This window comes from Pseudohoeflea suaedae, from assembly GCF_004354915.1.
GTDB lineage: Bacteria > Pseudomonadota > Alphaproteobacteria > Rhizobiales > Rhizobiaceae > Pseudohoeflea > Pseudohoeflea suaedae.
In genome coordinates this window covers 1,554,577-1,577,523 of the sequence record NZ_SMSI01000001.1, presented here as the reverse complement: position 1 = coordinate 1,577,523, position 22,947 = coordinate 1,554,577, and the positions used below count along the sequence as shown (strand labels likewise).

Here is a 22,947-nt window from a genome sequence, read left to right as displayed (position 1 = left end):
GCGGGCCTTCTACAACTCTGCCGAGGTTTCCGCCGCTTCGTTTTAGCGATATGTGAACGGCGACGACGCGCGGCGGAGACTGACCTGTGACACCCAAGAATGCCGATTTCGGCTCGGCGGCGACCAACCGCAAGGCCATCCTTTTGATGTGCCTGGGCGCATTGCTGCTGGTGATGAACGATACCTCCGCCAAATGGCTGGTCGATCGCTACGATCCGTTCCAGATCACTTTCGTGCGCAGCGTAATCACCGTGCCGATGATCGTGACCCTCATCCTGATGAAGGACGGCTTTCAGGGACTGAGCACGAAACGGTTCGCGCCGCACGCGTTTCGCGGTCTGCTGGTGCTGGCCGCCACCTTCTGCTTCTTCAACGCGCTGAAGGTTCTTTCCCTCGCCGACGCCACGGCGCTTTTCTTCGCAGCCCCCATCTTCATCACCGCTCTTTCGGTGCCGCTTCTCGGCGACAAGGTGGGCGCTCGCCGCTGGAGCGCCGTCCTCGTCGGCTTCGTCGGCGTCATGATAATCGTGCGGCCGAGTGCGGAGACATTCCAGCCGGCTTCACTATTCGCGGTTGCGACGGCATTCGTCTACGCGTTCATCATGATCAGTTCGCGCTGGCTTCACTCCGCCGACACGATGCGAACGGTTGTGTTCTACCTGAGCGCCGTCCCGGCCGTTTACTCGAGCTTCGTGCTGTTCGGCGAGTGGCCGGAAATCACGGGGACGGATTTCGCCGTCTTCGTGGCCATGGCGATCTTCTGGTCGTTCGGCGTGGCCGTCGTCAGCGAAGCCTTCCGGACTGCCCCGGCGGCAGTGGTGGCGCCGTTCGACTATACCGCGCTGATCTGGGCGAGCATCGTCGGCTGGCTGGTCTGGGGCACGATCCCGGACATGACCACCTATCTCGGAGCGGTGATCATCGCTGCTTCGGGCATCTACATCCTGTTGCGGCAGGAAAAGCTCAAATCCTGACCGGGCAACAAAAAACCGGGCCCTTGCGAGCCCGGTTTGATGAGTCATTCCAGCGACTTCGCAGCGGAAGCCGGGAAAGTGATTCAGCCGACGATTTCGGTGCCGGAGAACCAGTAGGCGATTTCCTCGGCAGCGGTTTCCGGAGCATCCGAACCGTGGACCGAGTTCTCGCCGATCGACAGGGCATGGAGCTTGCGGATGGTGCCTTCGGCAGCATCGGCCGGGTTGGTGGCGCCCATGACTTCGCGGTTCTTGGCGATGGCGTTTTCACCTTCGAGAACCTGAACGATGGTCGGGCCCGAGGACATGAATTCGGTCAGTTCGCCAAAGAAGGGGCGTTCCTTGTGGACGGCGTAAAAGCCTTCGGCTTCACGCAGGCTCATCCAGACGCGCTTGGAGGCAACGACGCGCAGGCCGGCATCTTCGAGCATCTTGGTGATCGCGCCGGTGAGGTTGCGCTTGGTGGCATCGGGCTTGATCATCGAGAAGGTACGTTCGATCGCCATGGTTCTCTTTCCGTGGTTGAGCGCGGCCGGAGCGACCGCCGATTGGTGATTGCGAGACCGGGCAGCCATTGGCCGCCCGGAGTTGGCGCTTCAATAGCGGTCAACGCGCCACGAAACAAGGGGCAAGGACCCCATCAGGCGGCGGCAGGCACCTTGCGTCCGGCCCCGTCGAAGAGGTCGAGACAACGCTCGAACCAGGCACTGACCGGATCGTCCTGCGCCAACAGCGTCACGCCGGAGGCGACGCGCGCCCATTGCAGGCCGCCGAAGACGATGTAATCGGAAAACAGCGGTGTCTCGCCGCCGAGGAAGGGCTGGAAGGACAGCGTCTGGCGGAGCGGTTCCAGCCTGGCGGGATAGGCCGCGAGTGCGGCGTCGCCACCGGCTGCCACGTCTTCGAGGGTCTTGCCGAGACGGGCCTCGCGGCTTTCGCGGAAATAGGCCTGATCCTCAGCCGCCAGCTTGTCGTAGATGTCGAGAATGATGACAGGCATCATCGGCGCCTGGACGTTGGCGAGGCTCCAGCGCTCGATGAAACGGGCAGCGGCCTTGCCGCCGGGTCCACCGAAGAGCGAGGGCGCATCCGGATAGGCCTCCTCCAGATATTCGGCAATCGCAAAACTGTCGCCGACGGTCCTGTCGCCATCGACGAGAAGCGGGACCGTTCTGGAGGCGCCGTTCTCGATCTGCGGGATCTTCGTGAAGGATGTCGGGACCGCGTCGAACGCGAGCCCCTTGTGGCGGAGCGCCATTTCCGCCTTCCAGGCATGGGGGGAAAAATGGCGGTCAGTGTCGGCACCACAGAGGGTGTAGAGCTTGCGGGTCATGTGTTGCTCCTGATGGGAAACCTGGCTGGATGTGCTCCGGTATCGGACCGCACTGCGGCGCGCGCAAATCAAAAAGTTTGAACGTCGCCGTGATCGCCGCCCCGCCCCGAAGCGCGCCGCCTCAGTTGGTCGCGCCGCACATTCGCTGCAAGCCGGCCAGTTCCAGACGTTTCGAGCAGAGCGCCCCGCCCCACTGATAGCCCACGCGACCATCCGACAGGGCCACGCGGAACCACTCGAAGTCGTCATGGACGACATGGGAATTCGAAATGATGATCAGCGGCATGCCGTCCGGCAAGGTCGCGATTTCCGGGAATTCGGTGCCGGGTCCTTCGCGCAGCTTGCCGCCGAGCGAATGACCGGGTGCATTGATGTCGGTTTCGCCCATCGGCCGCTCGCCCTCGGCCGGCGGCGCCATGCCCGAAAGATCCGACGGAGCGGCGGCCGCGTCCTCGCACGGAAACTCCGCGCCGCCGAGCACCACCATGGGAGGCATCCTCTCCGGAATGAACTGCACGCCGGATTCCCTGTTCACCCAGGCTCCCTGCCCGTCCGGTGTCAGCAGACCCCCGCGCCCCATTCCGTCAAATCCGCCCACGCCGTTTTCCGGTGCGATATCGATCGTGATGGAGAGGCCGCGTGCCGGATCGCCGCAACGGTAGGATTGAGCGGCAAGGGCAGCGGAAGAGAAGGAGGCGAAGGCCAGGGCCGACGCCAGCAGAAGCGTTTTCATCGGTTACTCCAAGAGAAGGATCGGACGTCAGTACCGGTATCGCGGCGGGATGACCATATCCGGATTTGCGGCGAAAATTTCGCCGTCCCGTTCAATGGTGCGCAGATCGAGTTCCTCGCTGATCATTTCCAGCCTCAGGCGCCGTCTCTCGCGATTGAGCCGGCGAAGCTCAGGTTCCGCTTCGGCCTGCTTGAGCGTGCCGTCGGCGATTTTCTTCCGGAGTTCGGCGATGCTGAACTCCAGCTGGCTTATCCGGCTGTCAAGACTTTCGACGCGGTGGCGCTGGTCATACTCGGTCTTACCGAGGTGATAGCCGCGCAGGAAGCCTTCCGAAGAGTTCACCGGGCAGACATTGTGATAGATCTTGCCCGTCCTGCCCTGCTCGAGGCCATTGAGCGGAGTGCAGTAGCGGACGACGCCCTTCTCGAAGCCCTCATACCAGGCCGTCTGGTCAGGGACGACGCCGGCTTTTTGACAGCTCTTTGCATGCGCGGCGAAACGCGTCTGCGGATCGTAGCCCGCAGCCCCGTCGGTTTCGCCGACCAAGCCCCAGTCGGCGGCCACACATTCATCCCTCGACATCGTCGCACAGGAGCCGAGCATGAGGGGAAGTGCCAGAACCGCTCCACCCAGTGCCAATCGCGAAAACTTCATGGACCATTCCCCTGCGGCCGACCGCGCACCGGGCTGCCGGTGCCTCACGACCTGGCGGAATCTTTAGGAAAGCCCGTGGTGGGTGTCAATTTTCAATCCAAGCCAGCCATATCTCAGTATAGCACATTGCGGCGCAGGACAGGTTCGCGCTCATCACCCGGCAAAAGCGCAATTCAGCATTTGGAATCAGAACTTTCAAAGAATACACATCCATCATATAAAGAATTATATATGTATTTCGTATAGATTATCCTCACCACGCCGGCAGTCGAAGCGGAACCAACCGGCACCACCTCGCATTGTTCTTACAGCCCAGGACAACCCCGGGCAGAAAAGAAAAAACGAGGAACAGCATCATGAGGACCTTCACACAGCGACTTGCTATCGGTCTTGCGGCCGGTTCACTTGTCCTTGCACTCCCGTCGCTTGCCAACGCGCAATCCATCGGCGGCAACAATAATGGCGGCATCGGCGTCAGCGTCGGCGGCGTCTCGGCCGGGATCGGCGGCAATGGAAGCGGCGGCATCGGTGCCGGCGCAAGTGTCGGCGGCGCCGCCAGCGCCTCCGCGAGCGTCGGTGGCAGCGACAGCGTTGCCGATGTCGATGCCAATGTCGGTGGCGCCGGCGGCGTCAACGCCGATGCAACGGTCGACGCCAATAACGGCGTCAATGCCGATGTCGATGTCGGGGTCGGCAATCTGAACGCAGAGGCGGATGCGAGTGTCGGCCAGAACACGGGTATCGCCGCCGCACTCGGCTTCACGAGCAATGACAATGACGACACCACCCCGCCCTCCGGCATCGATCCGGATGCAACTGCGGCGATCGGGAAGCTGAGCGACGCCCAGCTGGCTGACTACAAGAGAAAATGCATCGACGTCCTTCGCTCGCCGCAGCGCTTCGAGCGCGACCTCGTCGACCTGTGCAAGCTGGTGCGCGTAGCGGCCTCGCGCTGACGCGGGGGTTGCTCCCCTGGCACGGACAGGCGGCCCTCTCGGGGGCCGTCCTTTTTGCCGCTCAATACCCTCCCTCGGCGGGTTCTTTTGTCACAATGGCCGGATTTCACGTTCCATGGCTTGCAACGGAACGCCGCCTCCGCCAAAAGCGCGGGCATGATCACGCTCAACGACATTTCCGCCCGCATCGCAGGCCGCCTGCTCATCGAAAACGCCACCGTATCCTTTCCGGATGGCGCCAAGGTCGGTTTCGTCGGCCGCAACGGAGCGGGAAAATCGACGCTCTTCCGGGTGATCACCGGCGAGCTGGCATCGGAGACCGGTTCGGTATCGATCCCGAAGAATACCCGCATCGGCCAGGTGGCGCAGGAAGCACCCTCGGAGGAAACACCGCTCATCGATATCGTGCTCAGAGCCGATACCGAGCGCGCCTCGCTGATGGAAGAGGCGGAAACGGCGACTGATCCGCACCGTATCGCGGAGATCCAGACGCGGCTCGTGGATATCGACGCCCATTCGGCGGAAGCCCGTGCCGCCTCCATTCTCGCGGGTCTCGGTTTCGACGAGGCGGCGCAGCAGCGGCCCGCTTCGAGCTTCTCCGGTGGCTGGCGGATGCGCGTAGCCCTTGCCTCGGTCCTCTTCTCGGCGCCCGACCTGCTGCTTCTCGACGAGCCGACCAACTATCTCGACCTCGAAGGCACGCTCTGGCTCGAGGAATATATCCGCCGCTACCCCTATACCGTCATCATCATCAGCCACGACCGCGACCTCCTGAACACCGCGGCGAACATGATCGTGCATCTCGACCAGCGGAAACTGACGCTCTATCGCGGCAATTTCGACCAGTTCGAGCGCCAGAAGGCCGAGCGCGACATGCTGCAGATGAAGGCGCGCGAGAAGAACCTCGCCAAGCGCAAGCACATGGAATCCTTCGTCGAGCGCTTCCGCGCCAAGGCGTCCAAGGCGCGTCAGGCGCAGTCCCGCCTGAAAGCTCTCGAAAGGATGGGCACGGTCGACGCGGTCATCGAGGACCACGTCAGCGGTTTCACCTTCGCAGCGCCCGAGAAGATCCCCTCCTCCCCGATCATCGCGATCCGCGAAGGCTCCGTCGGCTACGAGCCGGGCAAGCCCGTGCTCAACCGCCTGGATCTGCGGATCGATGCGGATGACCGCATCGCGCTTCTGGGTTCGAACGGCAACGGCAAGTCGACATTCGCCAAGTTGATTGCCGGACGGCTGGAAACCGGGAGCGGCGACATCAAGCTGGCTCCGCAGCTCAAGGTCGGTTTCTTCGCGCAACACCAGCTCGACGATCTGCGCCCCGGCGAAAGCGCCGTCGCCCATGTGCGGGCGCTGATGCCGGAAGCCGCCGAGGCGAAGGTGCGCTCCCGCGTGGCCCGCATGGGGCTGACGACCGAGAAAATGAATACGCCCGCCAAGGATCTCTCGGGCGGTGAGAAAGCACGGCTCCTGATGGGGCTGTCGACGTTCGACAACCCCAATCTCATCATCCTCGACGAGCCGACGAACCACCTCGATATCGATAGCCGCGCGGCCCTGATCACCGCCCTCAATGAATTTCCGGGCGCAGTGATCCTGATTTCGCACGATCGCCACCTGATCGAAGCCACCGTCGATCGTTTGTGGGTGGTTCGTGACGGTACGGTCAGCAATTTCGACGGCGATCTCGAAGACTATCGTCAGGATATCGTGTCGGGTGGAAAGAGCCGCTCGAAGCAGGAAAACGGCGACGGATCGTCGAAGGCGGAGAAACGCCGCGAGGCCGCCGACAAGCGCTCCGCAAATGCGACGCTGAAGAAAAAGATCAATGATCTCGAATCCTTGACCGAGAAACTTGGCAAACAGATTCAGTCTCTTGATGAAGAGCTTGCAGATCCGGAAACGATTGAGAATGCGTCCTGGAAGATCGCCCAGCTTTCCAAGAAGCGCGCAGACAAGGCCAGCGAACTCGAGCGCACCGAAGAGGAATGGCTCGCGCTTCAGGCTGAATACGAACAGGCTGTCGGCGAAGACTGACGGGCTGTGACTGCAGCTATTCTACAACAGGTACCGACAAACCTGCCCAGGCCCCGCGGTCCCGGTTTCAATTTCAGGCAAGTTTCGTAGCCTACCCTTTCCTTTGGAGGAGAAACCAAGGGAACAAGAATGGGGACAGCTGATGAATACTCGAAAGATCGGCGCCACGGCTTCGGCTCTGGCGGTCGCGGCTTCGTGCCTTGCGTGGTGGGGACCCGCAAACGCTGAAGTCACACAGATCGTCAATCACTACGATGTCGGCGGATCCGACATTCAGGGGTTGAAGAACAGCATCCGGCTGGGCGGGCCGCTCGGCGGCAAGGCCTTCGGGCTTACCAATGTGGTGATCGAGCCGCAATTCGCCTACATGTCGGACGGCGTGACCTGCAAGACCGCCAAGGTCCGCGTCAACATGAACATCGACATGACGCTGCCGCAATGGGACGAAGCCACCCCCATCCCGGCCTCGATGTCGGGGCAGTGGAAGACGCTCGAGGACACCGTGCGCGAGCACGAGCAGATGCATGTGACGATCGCAGAAGAATTCGCAGCGCGCATCGAGCACGTCATCTCGAACGCGAGCAGCACGGAAGGTTGCGAGACACTCGAGGCCGGCCTGACCAAGAAAGTCCGTGGCCTGCAGATGGCTCACCGCTTTGCCCAGAAGGCGTTCGACATGGAGGAACGCACGCGGCTGAGGGCGCTTCTGCCCTGAACATCTCTCCCTGGGAGAGATCAGTCGTCGGCCACGGGGCCTTTGCCGTTAGCGGCTTCAGCGCGTTCTTCAACGCGGTCCGCGCCTTTGCGCTTGTCGCGCCCGACCTTCTCCTCGAAGGCCCGTTCGCGCTTGAGCGCTTCCTTTTCGAGCCCCTCGCCGGCCTTCGCGGCGTGGCAGACCTTCATCGTTTGCGAGACTTCCCTGGGTTCGTCCATGACTTCCTCCATACGGTTTCCCTCAATGAATTACGTGCCGGATACGGATTGGTTCCCGTAAGGATGCAGCAAGCGGGAGCCCCGAACCGGTCTCAGGCCCGGCCGCCGCCACCATGCCCCGCGCATGACGGACGCGGATCGACATGCGACGGGGCGCGGCGCGCAGGTTTGCGGGTCACCCCCACCCGGAAAGGAACGGGCGAACGGCCTTCGCGCAAGCCATTGATTTACCTGAATGAAGCCGAGCCAGCCATCAAGCGGCCCGCTTTGGCGATTTATCATACAAAATGGATATTTGATTAACTTTCGCAACGTAGCCTGCGCAAACGAGCGTCGTACAAAGTTCCGGGCGAACCTTTCAACATGATCCTGCCACCCATAGCGCAGCAGCTTCATCGACCGTTTCAGTGCGGAACGGGAATGGTTTTTGGCCGTTCGGGTTCGGAGCGCGGGGTGACGACACATGGCGGCTGAGATGATTGCGGCTACGCGGGACGTTGCCGACGCCGAGCTTGCAGAAGCCTGGAACGGCCTGTTTGCAAGCGCGGCCGTCGGTCTTTTCGTGGTCGATGCCGCCGGTCGCATTCTTCACATCAGCAAGCGCCTCTGCGAATATTCCGGGCTTACCGCCGAACAGTTCATCGGCACCGACGGCATGCATCTGCTGCATCCGGATGAGCGCCTTTCCTACCGCGCGGCCTTCATCGCGCTGACCGAAGGAACGAAGGACAGCTGGACCGCCGAACGCAGAATTCTCAACAAGGACGGCGAATTCCAGTGGGTGCTCTTCTCGACAGCGAAGATGCCCGGCATGAGGGCGAATGGCGGGCCGGCCTTCGTCACTCAGGTTACCTCCATTGGCAAGCAGAAAAGGGCTGAAAAGGCCGCAGCGGATGTGTTGCAGCGGTGGACCTTCGCGCTTGAAAACGCCGGACAGGGCATGTGGGATTACGACGTCGAGAACGACGTCTGGGAGTTCTCCGCCGCCTGGAAGAGAATGCGCGCCTTCGACGAAGACGCGACGGTCGAGTTCATTACCAGTCACGGCTTCGGCTTCATTCATCCCGACGACCGCGACATGGCCACCGACCTTTTCGCCAAACAGAAGTCCGGCGAAGTCGACGAGATTGCCTATGAGTACCGCTATCGGCGTCAGGACGGCAACTGGATCTGGATCATGGTCCGCGGCTGCTGCCTGGAGCGCCGGGAAGACGGCACCCCGCTCCACATCATGGGCACCGACACCGACATCACCGAGCTCAAGAAGAGCCAGGAAACCTATCATGAGTTGAGCGAGCGCCTGCAATTGGCCCTGGACACCTCCCGCATCGGCATCTGGGAAACCGACCCCGCGACGCTGGAGACCATCTGGGACGAGCGGACATGCGAGATCTTCGGATGTTCGCCAGCTGATTTCGAGCATTCGTCGCTGGCCTGGCCGAGCATGCTTCATCCGGATGACCGAGAACACGCGATGGCGATCGCCGGAGCCGGCGTGACGACGCGGAGCAACTACAACTGCCAATACCGCATCATCCGTCCCGATGGCGAAATCCGGCACCTGCGCTCCTATGCCACCTTCTCCCAGCTTGCCGGTGGCGGCTGGAAAATGCTCGGCGCGAACTGGGACATCACGACGGATGTCGAGCGCGCCGAGGCCCTCGACCGCGCCAAAATCCTGGCCGAGCAGCGCAACGTCGAGATCGAGACCGCACGCGCGGCGATGGAACATGCGTCGCTTCACGATGCGCTGACAGGGCTCGCCAACCGGCGCTACCTCGACAGGCTGCTCGATTCCCTCTCCAACGAGCGCGGTTGCGACAACGTCACCATCCTTCACGTCGATCTGGATCGCTTCAAGCAGATCAACGACACGCGCGGCCATGCGGCGGGCGACGCCCTTCTCGTGCACATGGCAGGCATGCTGAGCGCCATAGTCGGCCCGCGCAACACCGTCGCGCGTATCGGCGGCGACGAGTTCGTGGTCATCCTGTCGCCCTCCCCCGGTCCGGAACGGCTGCACGGCATGATCAACGAGATCATCCAGCGCAGCAACGTGCCCATCTACTGGCGCGGCCAGGAATGCAGGACCTCCACGAGTATCGGCGTCGCCATCGCCGACGGCCGGACATCAGCGCGGCAGCTTCTCATCAATGCCGACCTGGCGCTCTACCGGGCCAAGAATCTCGGCCGCAACCAGGCCACCCATTTCGATGCACGGATGCATTCCGAGATCGTTGCCCAGAAGCAGTGCGGCGACGACATCATCAAGGGGCTGGCGCAGGGCGACTTCTTCGCCTTCTACCAGCCGCAGTTCTGCAGCCGCACACTCGACATCATCGGCGTCGAGGCACTGGCGCGCTGGCGGCACCCGGTCGAAGGCATTCTCACGCCCGACCGCTTCCTCAGCGTGGCGCAAGATCTCAACGCCATGCATGAGATCGACCGCGCGATCCTCGAAAAGGTTCTCAAGGACCTCAAACGCTGGGACGAGGCGGGCATCGCGGTGCCGGAAGTGTCGGTCAACGTGTCGGCCAACCGGCTTGCCGACGAAGGCCTGATCGACACGCTCGCCCGAAACGACTGGGCACGCAACCGCATCTCCATCGAGTTGCTGGAATCGATCTTCCTCGACGACAGCGATCCGGTCTACGACAAGCACATCGGCAAGCTGCGCGAACTCGGGGTGGATATCGCCATCGACGATTTCGGCACCGGGCACGCCTCGATCATCGGACTGCTGAAACTGAGCCCGTACCGGCTGAAGATCGACCGGCGACTCATCGCCCCCATCGCGGACAGTCCCTCGCAACGCGGACTGATCAAGTCCATCATCGACATCGGAAAATCGCAGGGGATCCAGGTCTGCGCCGAGGGCGTCGAGACGCGCCAGCATCTCGAGATCCTGCGCGAGCTCGAGTGCGAGTGCCTGCAGGGCTTCTATTTCGGCCAGCCCATGGCTGCCGGCGACCTGCCTCGCTATGTCGCCCGGGAGGACTGGCGCCGCGACAGCTAGCGGCCCCATCTGTGCGAGCGAGGCGGGCGCGGATCGCTGCCCGGCTTCCTGCGCCGCCCCATCAGCGTGAATGCCACGCCACCGATCACGAGAAGCAGGAACCCCGCAGGCGCGATGCGCTCGTCCGGAACCACTGCCTTGCGCCTGACCGAGAGGACGACGCTGGCGAGCTTCACGCCGTTTCCTCTGCGCGCGACGGATATCCGATAGGGCCCGCCATCCATGGGATCGACCAGCAGTGCAAGCTGTGTCTGGCGTGGCCGGCTCGGCTTGAGCGCCCTGTCGTTCGCCGGATAGGTGAACCGAAAGCTGACGTCCCTACGCTCGACCACCTCGGCCCCGCTCGTGACGGTCAGCGCATACACGGCCGTGGAAGGCCCCTCGGCGGGCCTTTCGGCGATATTGGGGACGGCGGCGGTGAGATAGATGCCGACGGGCGCATCGGCCGCCGAAAGTGTCAGCGTCGGACCGCTGGGTGCGGCGGGTATCGTGGCGACGGAATAGCGACCGATCTCCGCGCCGGAGCCCAAGTCGATCCAGGCGGTGTAACCAAAGGCCATCAATGCGCCGGCTATCGCGACGAGAAGAGCGATCAGACGCATGAAACCTTCCGTGCCGCCTCCATCATCTTCACGCCTTGCGCTCCCAGCGCCGGTCGGGTGTCTGCTGCCAGTAGGTCAGCGTGTGATCGCCGGCCTTGAGGTCCTTCCACTGCGCCCGTGCCCGGTCGACCTGCGACTGGTCGTGCCCGTCGAACATCAGGACAAGACGCTCGCAGCCCTCGAGCGAGGGCACATCCGATCCGTCGACGGCAAAACGCACACTGGCCTTGTTGGCCGGTTCGTTCGACAGCGTCAGAAGCACGGGCTGGCGCTCCGCCATACCGTCATCGGCCGCGAAGTCGATGCCGTGCGGAAGGAAACTCTCGTCGCGGAATGTCCAGAGATGGGCATCGAGCGCATCGCGGCGCTCTTCGCTGCCCATGTGGACGGACACCTTCCAGCCGCGTTCCAGACTTTTCTCCAGAAGCGGCGGGAGGGCATCCTCAAGGCGGGTTTCCGTCAGATGATAGAACAGCGCCTCGGCCATTTCGGCACTCAGTTCTCGTGGGTGTCGCGGACGTAGCGGTCGAGCAGGCGAACGCCGAAACCCGATCCCCAGGAGCGGTTCACATCGTTGGACGGCGACCCCATTGCGGTGCCGGCCACGTCGAGATGCGCCCAGGGCGTGTCCTTGACGAAGCGCTTGAGGAACTGCGCGGCCGTGATCGAGCCGGCCGAACGGCCACCGGTGTTCTTCATGTCGGCGAACTTGGAATCGATGAGCTTGTCGTATTCCGGGCCGAGCGGAAGCCGCCAGACCTTTTCCTCGGAGCGCAGTCCGGCGCTGGTGAGCGCGGCGGCGAGATCGTCGTCATTGGAGAACATGCCGGCATGGTGATGACCCAGGGCAATAATGACCGCACCTGTCAGCGTGGCGAGGTTGATCATCACTTTCGGATCGAATCGCTCACGGCAATACCAGAGCGCATCGCAGAGGACGAGGCGCCCCTCGGCGTCGGTGTTGATGATCTCGATTGTCTGGCCGGACATGGAGCGCACGATGTCGCCCGGACGCTGCGCAGCACCGTCGGGCATGTTCTCGACGAGACCGAGTATGCCGACCGCGTTGACCTTGGCCTTGCGGGCCGCCAGCGTGTGCATGAGGCCGATCACGGCAGCCGCGCCGCCCATGTCGCCCTTCATGTCCTCCATGCCGCCGGCCGGCTTGATGGAAATGCCGCCGGTATCGAAGACAACGCCCTTGCCGACGAAGGCGAGCGGCTTGTCCTTCGACTTGCCGCCCTTCCATTGCATCACGGCGAGGCGCGGCGGGCGGGCGGAGCCGATGGCGACGCCGAGCAGCGCCTCCATCTTGAGGTCCTTGAGTTCCTTCTCGGTGAGGATCGTCACCTCGACGCCGAGCTTTTCGAGTTCCGTGGCCTTGGCGGCGAACTCGACCGGGCCGAGTATGTTGGCCGGTTCATTGACAAGATCGCGGGCGAGCTTGACGCCGCCTGCCACTGCCTCGCGGTCGGCGAACGCCTTCTTGCAGGCGCTTGTATCGGAATGAACGATCGTCACCTTGACGGTGCCGGAGGCGTCTTCGTCGTCTTCCTTCGGTGTCTTGTAGGTGTCGAAATCATAGGCGCGCATGATCAGGCCAAGCGCGAGATCGGCGGCAGCCTCCGCATCGGGCTCATCGGCTTCGCCGAGAGCGATCGTGACCGTTTTGGCCGAGCGGATCAGCGTGAAGATCTTGCCGCCGATACGCATCCAGTCATATTCGCTGCGCTCTTCCGGCTTGCCTGCCCCGACAATGGCGATGCGGTCGGCCGGAGAATCCTTCGGCGCCAGAACGTCGACCGTCGCATAGGCTTTGCCCTTGAAGCCGGCGACCGAGACGGCCTTGTCGAGAATATCGGCGGGATCGAAGCCGCGCGCCGCCGCCGAGACCGGCTCTGCCTCCGTACCGATGGCGACTGCGAGGCCGCCGGAAACCTTGGCGGATTTTGCGAAGGAAATATCGATTTCGACAGACATGGGTTCTCCAGAAATGCGTTTGTTCAATTGGGGGCCGGGCTCCGGCCGGCGATCTTCACCCTTTTGGCCCCAAAGGCAAGGTTCGGGTCGCGTGGTTCCGGCGCCGATGGCCGGTCCCCAGCAGGATTGTTATGGTAGTGTATGCCCCTGCCCTTTCAAGCCTGCCCGCCCTTTGGCGCGGTTCGCGCGAAAAGTCCACGGGGCGAATTCCCGTAACAGGAAAAGTGGGATTTGGTTAACCCTGTTTGTTACCTCACAATTAGCCAAATTCATTTGTAATGGGGAGACCGGATCGATTGACACTGTCAGGCGGGGGCGTTACCCGCCCGTGCGCCGTTCCAGAACGTCCTCCGGCGTGTGACTGACGAAACAAGGGTCTATGAGAGAGTTCGAAGGCTATCTTTTCCGGCGCATGGCGGTTCTGACCTTCTGGTCGCTGGTTTCGGCGACCCTTCTGGTGCTGACCACTCAGGTCCTGTTGCGGCTCAACATCCTGACATCGAGCGAACAGGCGCTGCTCGCCTTCGGCAAGATCACCATTTTCCTCATTCCCAGCGTGCTTTCGATCGTCGCCCCGTTCGCGCTTCTCATCGGGATCACCCAGGTGCTCAACGGCATGAACTCGGATTCCGAGTTGGTGGTGATGGAGTCCGCCGGTGCCGGCCAGTGGGTCGTCCTGCGTCCCATTCTCGCGCTGTCGGTTCTCATTTCAGCTTTGACCTTTGCCAGCGCCAACGTGCTGGAGCCGAGGGCGAACCGGGCGTTCGGCGATACGCTTGCCGCAGCCTCCGCCGACCTGTTGTCGCTCGCGGTGCGAAAGGGCAGCTTCCAGCGCCTGAGCGACGGCCTGTATGTCCATATCGACGAGATGTTTCCCGGCGGGGAGTTTGGCGGCATCTTCCTGTCCGACCGGCGCAGCGAGAACACCGACCTGGTGTATTTCGCCAATCGCGGCCGCGTGGTTCAGGTGGCCGACGAGCGCTTTCTGGTACTTGCCGAGGGGCAGGCCCAGCAGCGCGACACGAAGTCCGGCAACATCTCGATCGTCACCTTCGATTCCTATGCGCTGGACCTGTCGTCCTTCCTGCCGAGCACCGGCGACCGCAAGATCTTCCGGCCGCGTGAACAATCGACGCCCTATCTGCTGAACCCGCCGGAAGACGATTTCTTCCGGAAACGGTATCCCGGCGAAATCTCCAAGGAAGTCGTCGAACGGATGACCGGCTGGCTCTATCCGCTCGCCTTCGGCTTCCTCGCCTTCATCTATATGGGCAAGGCCGTGACCAACCGGCAGGAGAAGGTGCAGAGCATCGTCGGCGTCGTCGGCGGCGTGGTGCTGCTGCGTGCCTTCGGCTTCTACTCCGCCGAGGAGGCCGGCCAGTCCACCGCCATGTATCTTGCCGCCTTTGCCGTACCGGTAGCCGCCACGGCCATATCGTTCCTGTTGGCCGCCACCGGCGCAACGCCGCGCATGCCGTCCGCCATTTCACGCCGCATCGCCATCGTCACGCATCGGGTCACGAAGCTCTACGAACAGCTGGAAGCCCGTTATCGCCGGAAGTTGCGGCGGGAAGCGAAGGTGAGATGAGCATCGTGCCCGGAACCCTCTGGCGGTATTTCTTCCGCCATTATCTCAAGACCTTCACCGGCTATTTCTTCGCCGTCGTGCTCATCATCCTTCTCGTCGATTTCAACGAGACGGCCGGGCGGCTTTCGAGTTCTCCGGGCTACACGATCGGTCTCGGGCTCTACATCTCGCTGCTGCGGGTACCTCTCGTGGTGCAGACCGCCATTCCCTTCATCGCGCTTCTTGCGTCCATCGCCACCCTGATGCAGCTCAACCGGAAATACGAGCTGGTGGTCGCACGGGCCTCCGGGGTGTCCGCCTGGCAGTTTCTCGCGCCCTTGCTCGTCGCCAACCTTATCCTGGGCCTGGCAACGATCTTCCTGCTCAATCCGCTGGCCACGAATTCGAACTCGATCGAAGACAATGTGATGCTCGATACCGGCATGCGCTCGGCACAGCCGGCAGAAGACACGGGGCCGCCCTTCTTCAGGCAGCACACCGAAGAGGGTGACACGATCATTTCCGCGGAAGTCAGCGCCGATGGCGGCACGCGGCTCGGAGATGCGACCTTCATCCGCTTCGATGCCGAAGGAGAGCCGCTCGACCGGCTGGAAGCCAAGCAGGCCGAACTCGGCGACGGGGCATGGCTGCTGACCGACGTCACCCGTTTTCGGGCAGGTGCGCCGCGCGAAGCACTCGAGGCCATCGAGGTGCCGACCAACCTTTCATCGGAGTTTCTCGACGAATCACTCGTGCCGCCCGATTCCATATCGATCTACGAGCTGCCCGGGAAAATCGCCGCCGCCCGCTCCTATGGCGTGTCGGCCGACGGATACGCCATGCAATTTCACCGACTTGTTGCACTTCCGGCACTATTCTCGGCAATGACGCTGATTGCGGCCATGGTCTCGCTGAGATTCGTAAGGTTCGGTCAATCAATGGCTGTGATTCTGGGTGGCATCCTCGCCGGCTTCGTGCTTTATGTCGTTTCCGAAGTCATACAGGCCTTCGGCGAGGCTGGAACCCTGCCTCCCGTTGTTGCTGCCTGGCTGCCCGTAGTGGTAGCGGCTTCATTGGGGACGACGGTGCTTCTCCACAAGGAGGACGGATAGTGAGTGCATTGAGCCGATTTGATAAATCAGCTCTGAATGGGGTATTGCGCGCCAGTGCGGCTGCGTGCGCGATTTTTGCCGGGGTGGGTGCAATGGCGCCCTCGCCCGTCTTTGCGCAATCCGTCCCGAGTATCGATGCCCCCGCCGATGCGCGCATGATGCTCACCGCAAACGAACTCATCTACAACAACGACACCGAGAAGGTAATCGCCACCGGTGGTGTGCAGATCGACTATTCGGGCTACAATCTCGTGGCTGATCGCGTCGAATACGACCAGCAGACCGGCCGGATGCGCGCCTATGGCCGCGTGCAGATCCTCGAGCCGGACGGCAACAAGATTTCCGCCGACGAGATCGACATTACCGATGACTTCGCCGATGGCTTCGTCAACGCTTTGCAGATCGTCACGCCGGATGACACGCGTATCGCCGCCGAGAGCGCCGAACGCCGCGGCGGTGTGGAGACGACCTTCAACAATGGCGTCTACACGGCCTGCGAGCCGTGCAAGGAGCACCCCGAAAAGGCCCCCATCTGGCAGGTGAAAGCCGAAAAGGTGGTGCAGGACGAGCGCACGCGCACGGTGAAGCTGCGCAATGCGCGATTCGAGCTGTTCGGCATGCCGATCGCCTACCTGCCCTATCTGGAAGTGCCGGATTTCGACCGCAAGCGCAAAAGCGGTTTCCTGACCCCGTCCTTCGGCAGCGATGACGCTCTCGGCACATGGGCACGCGTTCCCTACTTCCTGACGCTCGGACAGAGCGCGGACGTGACGATCGAGGCATCGGGCTATACCAATCAGGGCTTCCTGCTGGATACCGAATTCCGCAAACGTTTCGAGAACGGCATCGTGACGCTGCGTGCGGCGGGCATTTCCCAGACCGGCCAGGACGAGTTCGATCCGGTCACGGCCGCCGTCGACCGCGCCGCAGAGGAACGCGGACTGATCGGTACGACCGGCGATTTCAAGATCAACCCACGCTGGGCCTTCGGCTGGAAGGTGATGTGGGAATCGGACCCGGCCTTCGCCCAGACCTACGCCATCGACGGATTTGACGACGACCGGCAGAAATCCGAGATCTACCTGACCGGCCTCGGCAAGCGTAATTACTTCGATGCGCGGGCGTTCTGGGTCGATATTCGCGATGGGCGCATCTACGACGGCAGCGTGACGTCATACGGCACGGACAACAGCTATCTCGGCCGTGACATGGCCGATTTCCGTGAGGATCGCGAAGCCCGCGTTCATCCGGTCATCGACTACAACAAGATCTTCTCGCAGCCGGTCGCCGGCGGCGAACTCTCTCTCGACGTCAACGGCCAGTCGATCAGCCGCAAGCGTGAATATGTCGTCGACGACATCTACCGCGGCATCGAGGGTTCCAACGAGCGCGCCACCGCCGAACTGGAGTGGAAGCGGACGCTGACCACCGAGGGCGGGCTGCGCCTGACGCCGATCCTGGCGGCGCGCGGCGACCTCAATCACTTCGACACCACCTCGACGGCTGATACGCTATCCGACAGCAACAGCGCCGCACGCGCCATGCTGACTGCCGGCCTCGAAGCCAGCTATCCCCTTCTCGTCACGGCACACTCGTCGAGCCACGTGATAGAGCCGATCGCGCAGGTCTTCGTGCGCAACGACGAAAGGCTCGCCGGCGGCCTTCCCAACGAGGATGCGCAGAGCTTCGTTTTCGATGCCACCAGCCTGTTCGAGCGCGACAAGTTCTCGGGCTATGACCGGATCGAGGGCGGCACCCGCGCCAATCTCGGTTTCCGCTACACCGGTACCTTCGACAACGGCGTCACGACACATGGGCTGTTCGGCCAATCCTACCAGCTGGCGGGGCTGAACTCCTTCGCCGTGGACAGCCTGACCTATGCCGGCAACAACTCGGGCCTCGAAGAGGACGCTTCCGATTTCGTCGGCTATGCAGGCATCGAGCTACCGGTCGGCGTCGGCTTCTCGGCGAGTGCCCGATTCGACAAGGACGACTTCAATGTCGAGCGCGCCGACCTGACCGCCATGTTCACCCATGAGAAGCTGAGCGGCGCGATCACCTATTCCGACATCAATGCCCAGCGTCCTGCCGGGTCACCCGGCTACGGCTCGGAAGTCGACCGCTCCGGTATCAACGGCTCGCTCAGCCTGAGGTTTGCGGAAAACTGGCGCGTCTTCGGCGCGTCCGGCTACGATCTCGTCGACAACCGCTTCTCCACCTCCTCCGTCGGCGTGGCCTATGAGGACGAGTGCGTTGCCCTGACCATCGTCTACAAGCGCAAGCCGAGCTATGTGAGCGATCCCAAGAAGTGGAGCATCGGCGCTCGTCTCAGCCTCCGCACCCTCGGAGACCTTGACTACGGCGACGCGACCGGGAAAACATTCTGACACGACAGTTAACGCGTCCGCCTGGGCGGCGAAGACCGATGGCAGCCTCCGGCGCCGTCATCCTTTCGCCGCAAGTAGGGGCGAATGAGGCGGGCAATCAGAGCTGACACCTTCCCTGCGAACGGTGTCAGATGAGAGACCGGCGGAGGAGCCGGACAGAAAAGGATACTCGAGATGATTTCAGCGCCCGTCAGTCGCGTTGCCCGCTGCCTTTTCGCGGCGATGGTAACCGCATCCCTTGCAGGTCCGGCCGTCGTCGCCCCTGCGCAGGCAGCCAGCGAAATCAAGATCGTGGTCAACAAGCAGGCCATTACCAGCGTCGACCTGTCACGGCGCGTGGCGTTTCTCCGGTTGCAGCGCCAGAGCGGCAACCTTCAGGAAAAGGCACGCAAGCAGCTGACGGAAGAAGCGCTGAAGATGCAGGAAGCCAACCGGGTGGGTGCCGCCATCCCCGATGCTCAGGTCGAGGCGTCCTTCCAGCGTTTCGCCGCCAACAACAAGATGTCGACGGCGCAGCTTACCCAGGTCCTGTCGCAGGCCGGCGTCACCGCCGAGCACTTCAAGAACTTCATCCGCGTGCAGATGACCTGGCCGCGCATGGTCAAGGCCCGTTACGGTTCCGAAAGCTCGTCGACGCAGGATCTGGTGTCCAAGATGCTCGAACAGGGCGGATCGAAGCCTTCGACGACCGAATACATTCTCCAGCAGGTCATCTTCGTGGTGCCGCAGAACAAGCGGTCGAGTTCCTATCTGGGCGCACGCCAGGGCGAAGCCGAGCGGATGCGCGGCCAGTTCTCCAATTGCAGCGCCACCCACGACATGGTCCGCAGCCTCAAGGATGTGACGGTGCGAGACCTGGGGCGCGTTCTGCAGCCGCAGCTGCCGGGTGACTGGAAGCAGGCGATCGAAAGCACGAAGTCCGGCGGCACCACGCGGACCCGCCAGACGGATCGCGGCATCGAGTTCATTGCGATCTGCTCGTCGAAGACCGTCTCTGACGACGTGGCCGCCGCCATGGTCTTCCAGGCGGAGAACGATGATGGCGCCGGTGACAGCGCCGATGCCGAAAAGTATCTCGACGAACTGCGCAAGCGCGCGGTGATCTCGAACCGCTAGGACAGGCTGCTATGAAACCCGAAGACGGATCGGGCACTCTTGCGCTGAGCTTGGGCGACCCGGCCGGAATCGGCCCCGATATCGCGCTCATGGCCTGGGCACGCAGGGAACCGGCCCGCCTCCCGGCATTCATCGTCGTCGGCGATCCTGCGGTTCTGAAGAGCCGGGCACATGCGCTCGGCCTCGATGTTCCGCTGGTCGAGGCTTCGCCGGAGGAGGCGGCATCCCATTTCGCCGCAGCCCTTCCGGTGGCACCCGTGCACTACCCGGAAGCCGTTTCCGCAGGCAATCCGACCCCGGCCAACGGTCGAGCCGTCATCGAGACGATAAGCCTCTCGGTCGAATATGCCTGCGAGGGGCGGGTCGATGGCGTCGTCACGGCGCCGATCGCCAAGTCCGTTCTCTATGACGCCGGCTTCAAGTTTCCGGGCCACACCGAATATCTGGGTGCTCTCGCGTCAGAGCGGGCCGGGGTCGAACTCCTGCCCGTGATGCTTCTGGCCAACCAGTATCTCCGCGTTGCCCCAGTGACCATCCACATCCCGCTCAACAGGGTTCCCAAGGCGCTCAGGACCGAGGACATCGTGGCGACCGGCCGGGTTCTCGCCGACGGGCTGGAGCGTCGTTTCGGCATTCGCGCCCCCCGCCTTGCCGTTTCCGGTCTCAATCCGCATGCCGGGGAGAACGGAGCGCTGGGCATGGAAGACGAGGAGGTCATCCGTCCCGCGGTCTCGCAGCTGCAGGCGGAAGGCATCCTGTGCTACGGCCCCCTGCCCGCGGATACCATGTTCCACGAGGAGGCACGCGCGACCTACGATGCGGCGATCTGCATGTATCACGACCAGGCACTCATCCCGGTCAAGACGCTCGGCTTCCACGACGGCGTCAACGTGACGCTCGGCCTGCCCTTCATCCGGACCTCGCCCGACCACGGGACCGCCTTCGACATCGCCGGAACCGGCAAGGCGCGCCCCGACAGCCTGATTGCGGCAATCCTGATGGCCGCGGGCATGGCGGCCAGCGAAGCCGCAGCGCGCCAGGACTAGGCCGTGGACCTTCCCGTGAGCAATACCCCATGAGCCTTGCATTCGACGGTCTGCCACCGCTGCGCGATGTCGTCGCCCGGCACGGGCTCGATGCGCTCAAGGCGCTCGGCCAGAACTTTCTCTTCGACCTCAACCTGACCCAGAAGATCGCGCGTTCGGCGGGATCGCTCGACAATCACGTGACCATCGAGATCGGCCCCGGCCCCGGCGGTCTGACGCGCGCCCTTCTCGCCTCCGGCGCCAGGAAGGTCATCGCCATCGAGCGCGATACACGTTGCCTGCCTGCGCTTGCCGAGATCGGCGATCACTATCCTGGAAAGCTGGAGGTCATCGAGGGCGATGCGCTGAAGGTGGATCTGGCGGAGCTTGCAGCGGGCGAGAAGGTGCGGATCGTCGCCAACCTTCCCTATAATGTCGGCACGCAGCTTCTGATCAACTGGCTCACGCGCGATGTCGAAAAGCCGTTCTGGGCCTCCATGACGCTGATGTTCCAGAAGGAAGTCGGCCAGCGCATCGTCGCCAGGCCGGGATCCAACCATTACGGGCGGCTGGGCGTGCTGGCCGGCTGGATCGCCGACACCGAGATCCTGTTCGACATTCCGCCGCAAGCCTTCAACCCGCCGCCGAAGGTCACCTCCTCCGTCGTTCACCTGACACCGAAAGCGACCCGCCTGCCCTGCGCGCTTGCAGACCTGGAACGGATCACGCAGGCAGCGTTCGGCCAGCGCCGCAAGATGCTGCGCCAGAGCCTGAAGCCGGTAGGAGGGGAAGCGCTGCTCGAAGCCGCGGGAATCGATCCCACACGGCGGGCGGAAACGCTTTCACTGGAAGAGTTCTGCCTGCTGGCGCGCCCCCAGAACCAGCGGCGCGGCTGAGGCCTGCGCTGCCGTCAGTTGCGGTCGGTTTCCTTGAGCAGATCGGAGACGAATTCGAACAGGCCCGGTCGACGATCGCGGCGCAGACGTTCCGATTGCACGATGGCCTTCACCGCATCATAGGCGCGCTCGAGATCGTCGTTGACCACGCAATAGTCATATTCGCGCCAGTGCTCGATTTCGGCGCGCGCATTGGCGAGCCGGCGCTCGATGACTTCCGCGGTATCCTCCGCCCGGCGGTTGAGGCGAAGGCGCAGTTCTGCCATCGAGGGCGGCAGCACGAAGATGGAGACGACGTCGGCGGACATGCGTTCCTGGAGCTGTTGCGCGCCCTGCCAGTCGATGTCGAAGAGCATGTCGCGGCCTTCCGACATGGCACGCTCGGCGGCCTCGCGCGGCGTGCCGTAGAAATTGCCGTGGACCTCGGCCCATTCCAGCAATTCGTCGTTGTCGCGCATGCGGGTGAATTCGCGCTCGGTGAGGAAGTGGTAATGCACGCCATCGATCTCGCTGCCGCGACGCGGGCGGGTGGTGACGCTGACGGACAGGCTGAGCTGCCGGTCCGTATCGAGCAGGTTGCGCGCAATGGTGGACTTGCCTGCGCCCGAGGGCGAGGACAGGACCAGCATGAGGCCCCGCCGCTTGATGCGGTTTGAAGGCAGTTCGTCGGGGCTGATGCCGGACATGGTCACTCCAGATTTTGGATTTGTTCGCGAAACTGATCGATGAGCACCTTCAGATCAAGGCCGATGGCAGTCACCTGAGCGGCATTCGACTTGGAGCAAATCGTATTGGTTTCGCGGTTGAATTCCTGCGCCAGGAAATCGAGCCGCCGACCGACGGGACCGCCCTCGGCGAGCAGTTCGCGCACCGCGCCGACATGGGCCTTGAGCCTGTCGATCTCCTCGCGCAGATCGGCCTTCGTCGCCAGGATCGCCGCTTCCATGTGAATACGGTCCATGTCGAGGCTCTGGTGGGCGTCGAGAAGATTGGCAACCTGCTCGGCCAGGCGCGCCCTGATAGCCTCCTGGGAGCGCGCCGGGCTGTTTTCGACGGCATCCGCAAGTTCTGCGATACGGTCGACCTGGCCGGACAGAACGCGGACCATCTCGGCGCCCTCGCGCTCGCGCATGGCGACCAGCGCCTTGATCGCCTCGTCGAGCCCGTTGAGGATCGCCTTGTCGCGGTCGGCCCGCTGACCGGCCTCGAGCTCGGGTTCCCGGAGTTCGAGAATGCCGCGGATATTGAGAATCCCGTCGAGCGTCGGCTTCCGGGCATCGATGCGGTCACCGAGCTTTTCGACGAGACCGATGACGGCTTCGAGCGCCTCTTCGTTGACCACCGCCTCGATCGCCTGCGCGCCCTCGCCCGCCTGGAGCGTGACCTGCATATTGCCGCGGGCAAACGCATCCGAGACAGCCTTTCGGGCGGCAACTTCCAGCGCCTCGAAGCCCTGCGGCAGGCGCATGCGGACATCGAGACCCTTGCCGTTGACCGAGCGGATCTCCCAGACGAACCGGGCGCCGTTCCAGCGGGTTTCAGACCGGGCGAACCCGGTCATGGATTGTACCGACATGCTCCCTCCATCCAGGGCGGCATCGACGGCGCGGCAAGCCGCGCGCGCTC

21 protein-coding genes are annotated in these 22,947 nt (G+C 63.1%); 11 read left to right on the top strand and 10 right to left on the bottom strand.

Annotated features, from left to right (window positions below; genetic code table 11):
* Positions 1-86: 86 nt before the first annotated feature.
* Positions 87-974, top strand: a complete 888-nt coding sequence (locus E2A64_RS07375) for a DMT family transporter (protein WP_206662422.1) — start codon at positions 87-89, stop codon at positions 972-974.
* 83 nt (positions 975-1,057) lie between these two features.
* Here E2A64_RS07375 and ndk read toward each other — a convergent pair whose 3' ends face one another.
* The 4 genes from ndk to E2A64_RS07355 form a co-directional block, all read right to left on the bottom strand.
* Entirely contained in the window at positions 1,058-1,480 is a 423-nt protein-coding gene (gene ndk, locus E2A64_RS07370) for a nucleoside-diphosphate kinase (protein WP_133283739.1), read from the bottom strand.
* Between the two features lie 134 nt (positions 1,481-1,614).
* Complete coding sequence (locus tag E2A64_RS07365) at positions 1,615-2,307, bottom strand: glutathione S-transferase family protein (protein WP_133283738.1); 693 nt, start codon at positions 2,305-2,307, stop codon at positions 1,615-1,617.
* A 121-nt stretch (positions 2,308-2,428) separates the two neighbouring features.
* Complete coding sequence (locus tag E2A64_RS07360) at positions 2,429-3,040, bottom strand: SH3 domain-containing protein (protein ID WP_133283737.1); 612 nt, start codon at positions 3,038-3,040, stop codon at positions 2,429-2,431.
* Between the two features lie 27 nt (positions 3,041-3,067).
* Complete coding sequence (locus E2A64_RS07355) at positions 3,068-3,694, bottom strand: DUF2799 domain-containing protein (RefSeq protein ID WP_133283736.1); 627 nt, start codon at positions 3,692-3,694, stop codon at positions 3,068-3,070.
* Positions 3,695-4,050: 356 nt separating this feature from the next.
* Here E2A64_RS07355 and E2A64_RS07350 point away from each other — a divergent pair, with 356 nt between their 5' ends.
* The 3 genes from E2A64_RS07350 (at position 4,051) to E2A64_RS07340 (ending at position 7,402) form a co-directional block, all read left to right on the top strand.
* The gene (locus E2A64_RS07350) at positions 4,051-4,650 is read left to right on the top strand and encodes a hypothetical protein (RefSeq protein ID WP_133283735.1); all 600 of its coding nucleotides are present in this window, start codon (positions 4,051-4,053) and stop codon (positions 4,648-4,650) included.
* A gap of 156 nt (positions 4,651-4,806) precedes the next feature.
* Positions 4,807-6,687, top strand: coding sequence for an ABC-F family ATP-binding cassette domain-containing protein (locus E2A64_RS07345; RefSeq protein ID WP_133283734.1), 1,881 nt, complete (start codon positions 4,807-4,809; stop codon positions 6,685-6,687).
* A 142-nt stretch (positions 6,688-6,829) separates the two neighbouring features.
* A complete protein-coding gene (locus tag E2A64_RS07340) occupies positions 6,830-7,402 on the top strand; it encodes a DUF922 domain-containing protein (RefSeq protein WP_133283733.1) in 573 nt (190 codons plus the stop codon).
* Positions 7,403-7,422: 20 nt separating this feature from the next.
* On the opposite strand, the gene E2A64_RS07335 is transcribed toward E2A64_RS07340, so the two are convergent.
* Positions 7,423-7,620, bottom strand: coding sequence for a hypothetical protein (locus E2A64_RS07335; protein ID WP_133283732.1), 198 nt, complete (start codon positions 7,618-7,620; stop codon positions 7,423-7,425).
* A 463-nt stretch (positions 7,621-8,083) separates the two neighbouring features.
* Between E2A64_RS07335 and E2A64_RS07330 the strand changes: the two genes are divergently transcribed.
* Positions 8,084-10,636 (top strand): bifunctional diguanylate cyclase/phosphodiesterase, encoded by a 2,553-nt coding sequence (locus tag E2A64_RS07330; RefSeq protein WP_133283731.1) that lies wholly within the window; start codon positions 8,084-8,086, stop codon positions 10,634-10,636.
* Here E2A64_RS07330 and E2A64_RS07325 read toward each other — a convergent pair.
* From E2A64_RS07325 to E2A64_RS07315, 3 genes are read right to left on the bottom strand one after another with little or no spacing between them, the layout of a single operon-like run.
* The gene (locus E2A64_RS07325) at positions 10,633-11,238 is read right to left on the bottom strand and encodes a hypothetical protein (RefSeq protein WP_133283730.1); all 606 of its coding nucleotides are present in this window, start codon (positions 11,236-11,238) and stop codon (positions 10,633-10,635) included. The genes E2A64_RS07330 and E2A64_RS07325 overlap by 4 nt on opposite strands.
* 28 nt (positions 11,239-11,266) lie before the next feature.
* Positions 11,267-11,725, bottom strand: a complete 459-nt coding sequence (locus E2A64_RS07320) for a DNA polymerase III subunit chi (RefSeq protein ID WP_133283729.1) — start codon at positions 11,723-11,725, stop codon at positions 11,267-11,269.
* An 8-nt stretch (positions 11,726-11,733) separates the two neighbouring features.
* Positions 11,734-13,218 carry a leucyl aminopeptidase gene (locus E2A64_RS07315; protein WP_133283728.1) on the bottom strand — a complete coding sequence of 495 codons (1,485 nt, stop codon included), beginning with the start codon at positions 13,216-13,218 and terminating at the stop codon, positions 11,734-11,736.
* Positions 13,219-13,597: 379 nt separating this feature from the next.
* On the opposite strand from E2A64_RS07315, the gene E2A64_RS07310 reads away from it, so the two are divergent.
* From E2A64_RS07310 to rsmA, 6 genes are all read left to right on the top strand, one after another.
* Positions 13,598-14,806 carry an LptF/LptG family permease gene (locus tag E2A64_RS07310; RefSeq protein WP_133283727.1) on the top strand — a complete coding sequence of 403 codons (1,209 nt, stop codon included), beginning with the start codon at positions 13,598-13,600 and terminating at the stop codon, positions 14,804-14,806.
* A complete protein-coding gene (gene lptG, locus E2A64_RS07305; protein WP_133283726.1) occupies positions 14,803-15,897 on the top strand; it encodes an LPS export ABC transporter permease LptG in 1,095 nt (364 codons plus the stop codon). Before E2A64_RS07310 ends, lptG begins: the two co-directional genes overlap by 4 nt.
* Before the next feature lie 92 nt (positions 15,898-15,989).
* On the top strand, positions 15,990-18,284 hold the full coding sequence (locus tag E2A64_RS07300; RefSeq protein WP_133283725.1) for an LPS-assembly protein LptD: 2,295 nt from the start codon (positions 15,990-15,992) through the stop codon (positions 18,282-18,284).
* Between the two features lie 174 nt (positions 18,285-18,458).
* On the top strand, positions 18,459-19,400 hold the full coding sequence (locus E2A64_RS07295; RefSeq protein WP_174235752.1) for a SurA N-terminal domain-containing protein: 942 nt from the start codon (positions 18,459-18,461) through the stop codon (positions 19,398-19,400).
* 11 nt (positions 19,401-19,411) lie between these two features.
* Positions 19,412-20,446 (top strand): 4-hydroxythreonine-4-phosphate dehydrogenase PdxA, encoded by a 1,035-nt coding sequence (pdxA, locus tag E2A64_RS07290; RefSeq protein WP_133283724.1) that lies wholly within the window; start codon positions 19,412-19,414, stop codon positions 20,444-20,446.
* Between the two features lie 29 nt (positions 20,447-20,475).
* On the top strand, positions 20,476-21,321 hold the full coding sequence (gene rsmA, locus E2A64_RS07285) for a 16S rRNA (adenine(1518)-N(6)/adenine(1519)-N(6))-dimethyltransferase RsmA (protein WP_133283723.1): 846 nt from the start codon (positions 20,476-20,478) through the stop codon (positions 21,319-21,321).
* 14 nt (positions 21,322-21,335) lie between these two features.
* Here rsmA and gmk read toward each other — a convergent pair whose 3' ends face one another.
* Together gmk and E2A64_RS07275 are read right to left on the bottom strand one after the other, a co-directional pair.
* The gene (gmk, locus tag E2A64_RS07280; protein WP_133283722.1) at positions 21,336-22,007 is read right to left on the bottom strand and encodes a guanylate kinase; all 672 of its coding nucleotides are present in this window, start codon (positions 22,005-22,007) and stop codon (positions 21,336-21,338) included.
* 2 nt (positions 22,008-22,009) lie between these two features.
* Positions 22,010-22,897 carry a YicC/YloC family endoribonuclease gene (locus tag E2A64_RS07275; RefSeq protein ID WP_133283721.1) on the bottom strand — a complete coding sequence of 296 codons (888 nt, stop codon included), beginning with the start codon at positions 22,895-22,897 and terminating at the stop codon, positions 22,010-22,012.
* Positions 22,898-22,947 lie beyond the last annotated feature (50 nt).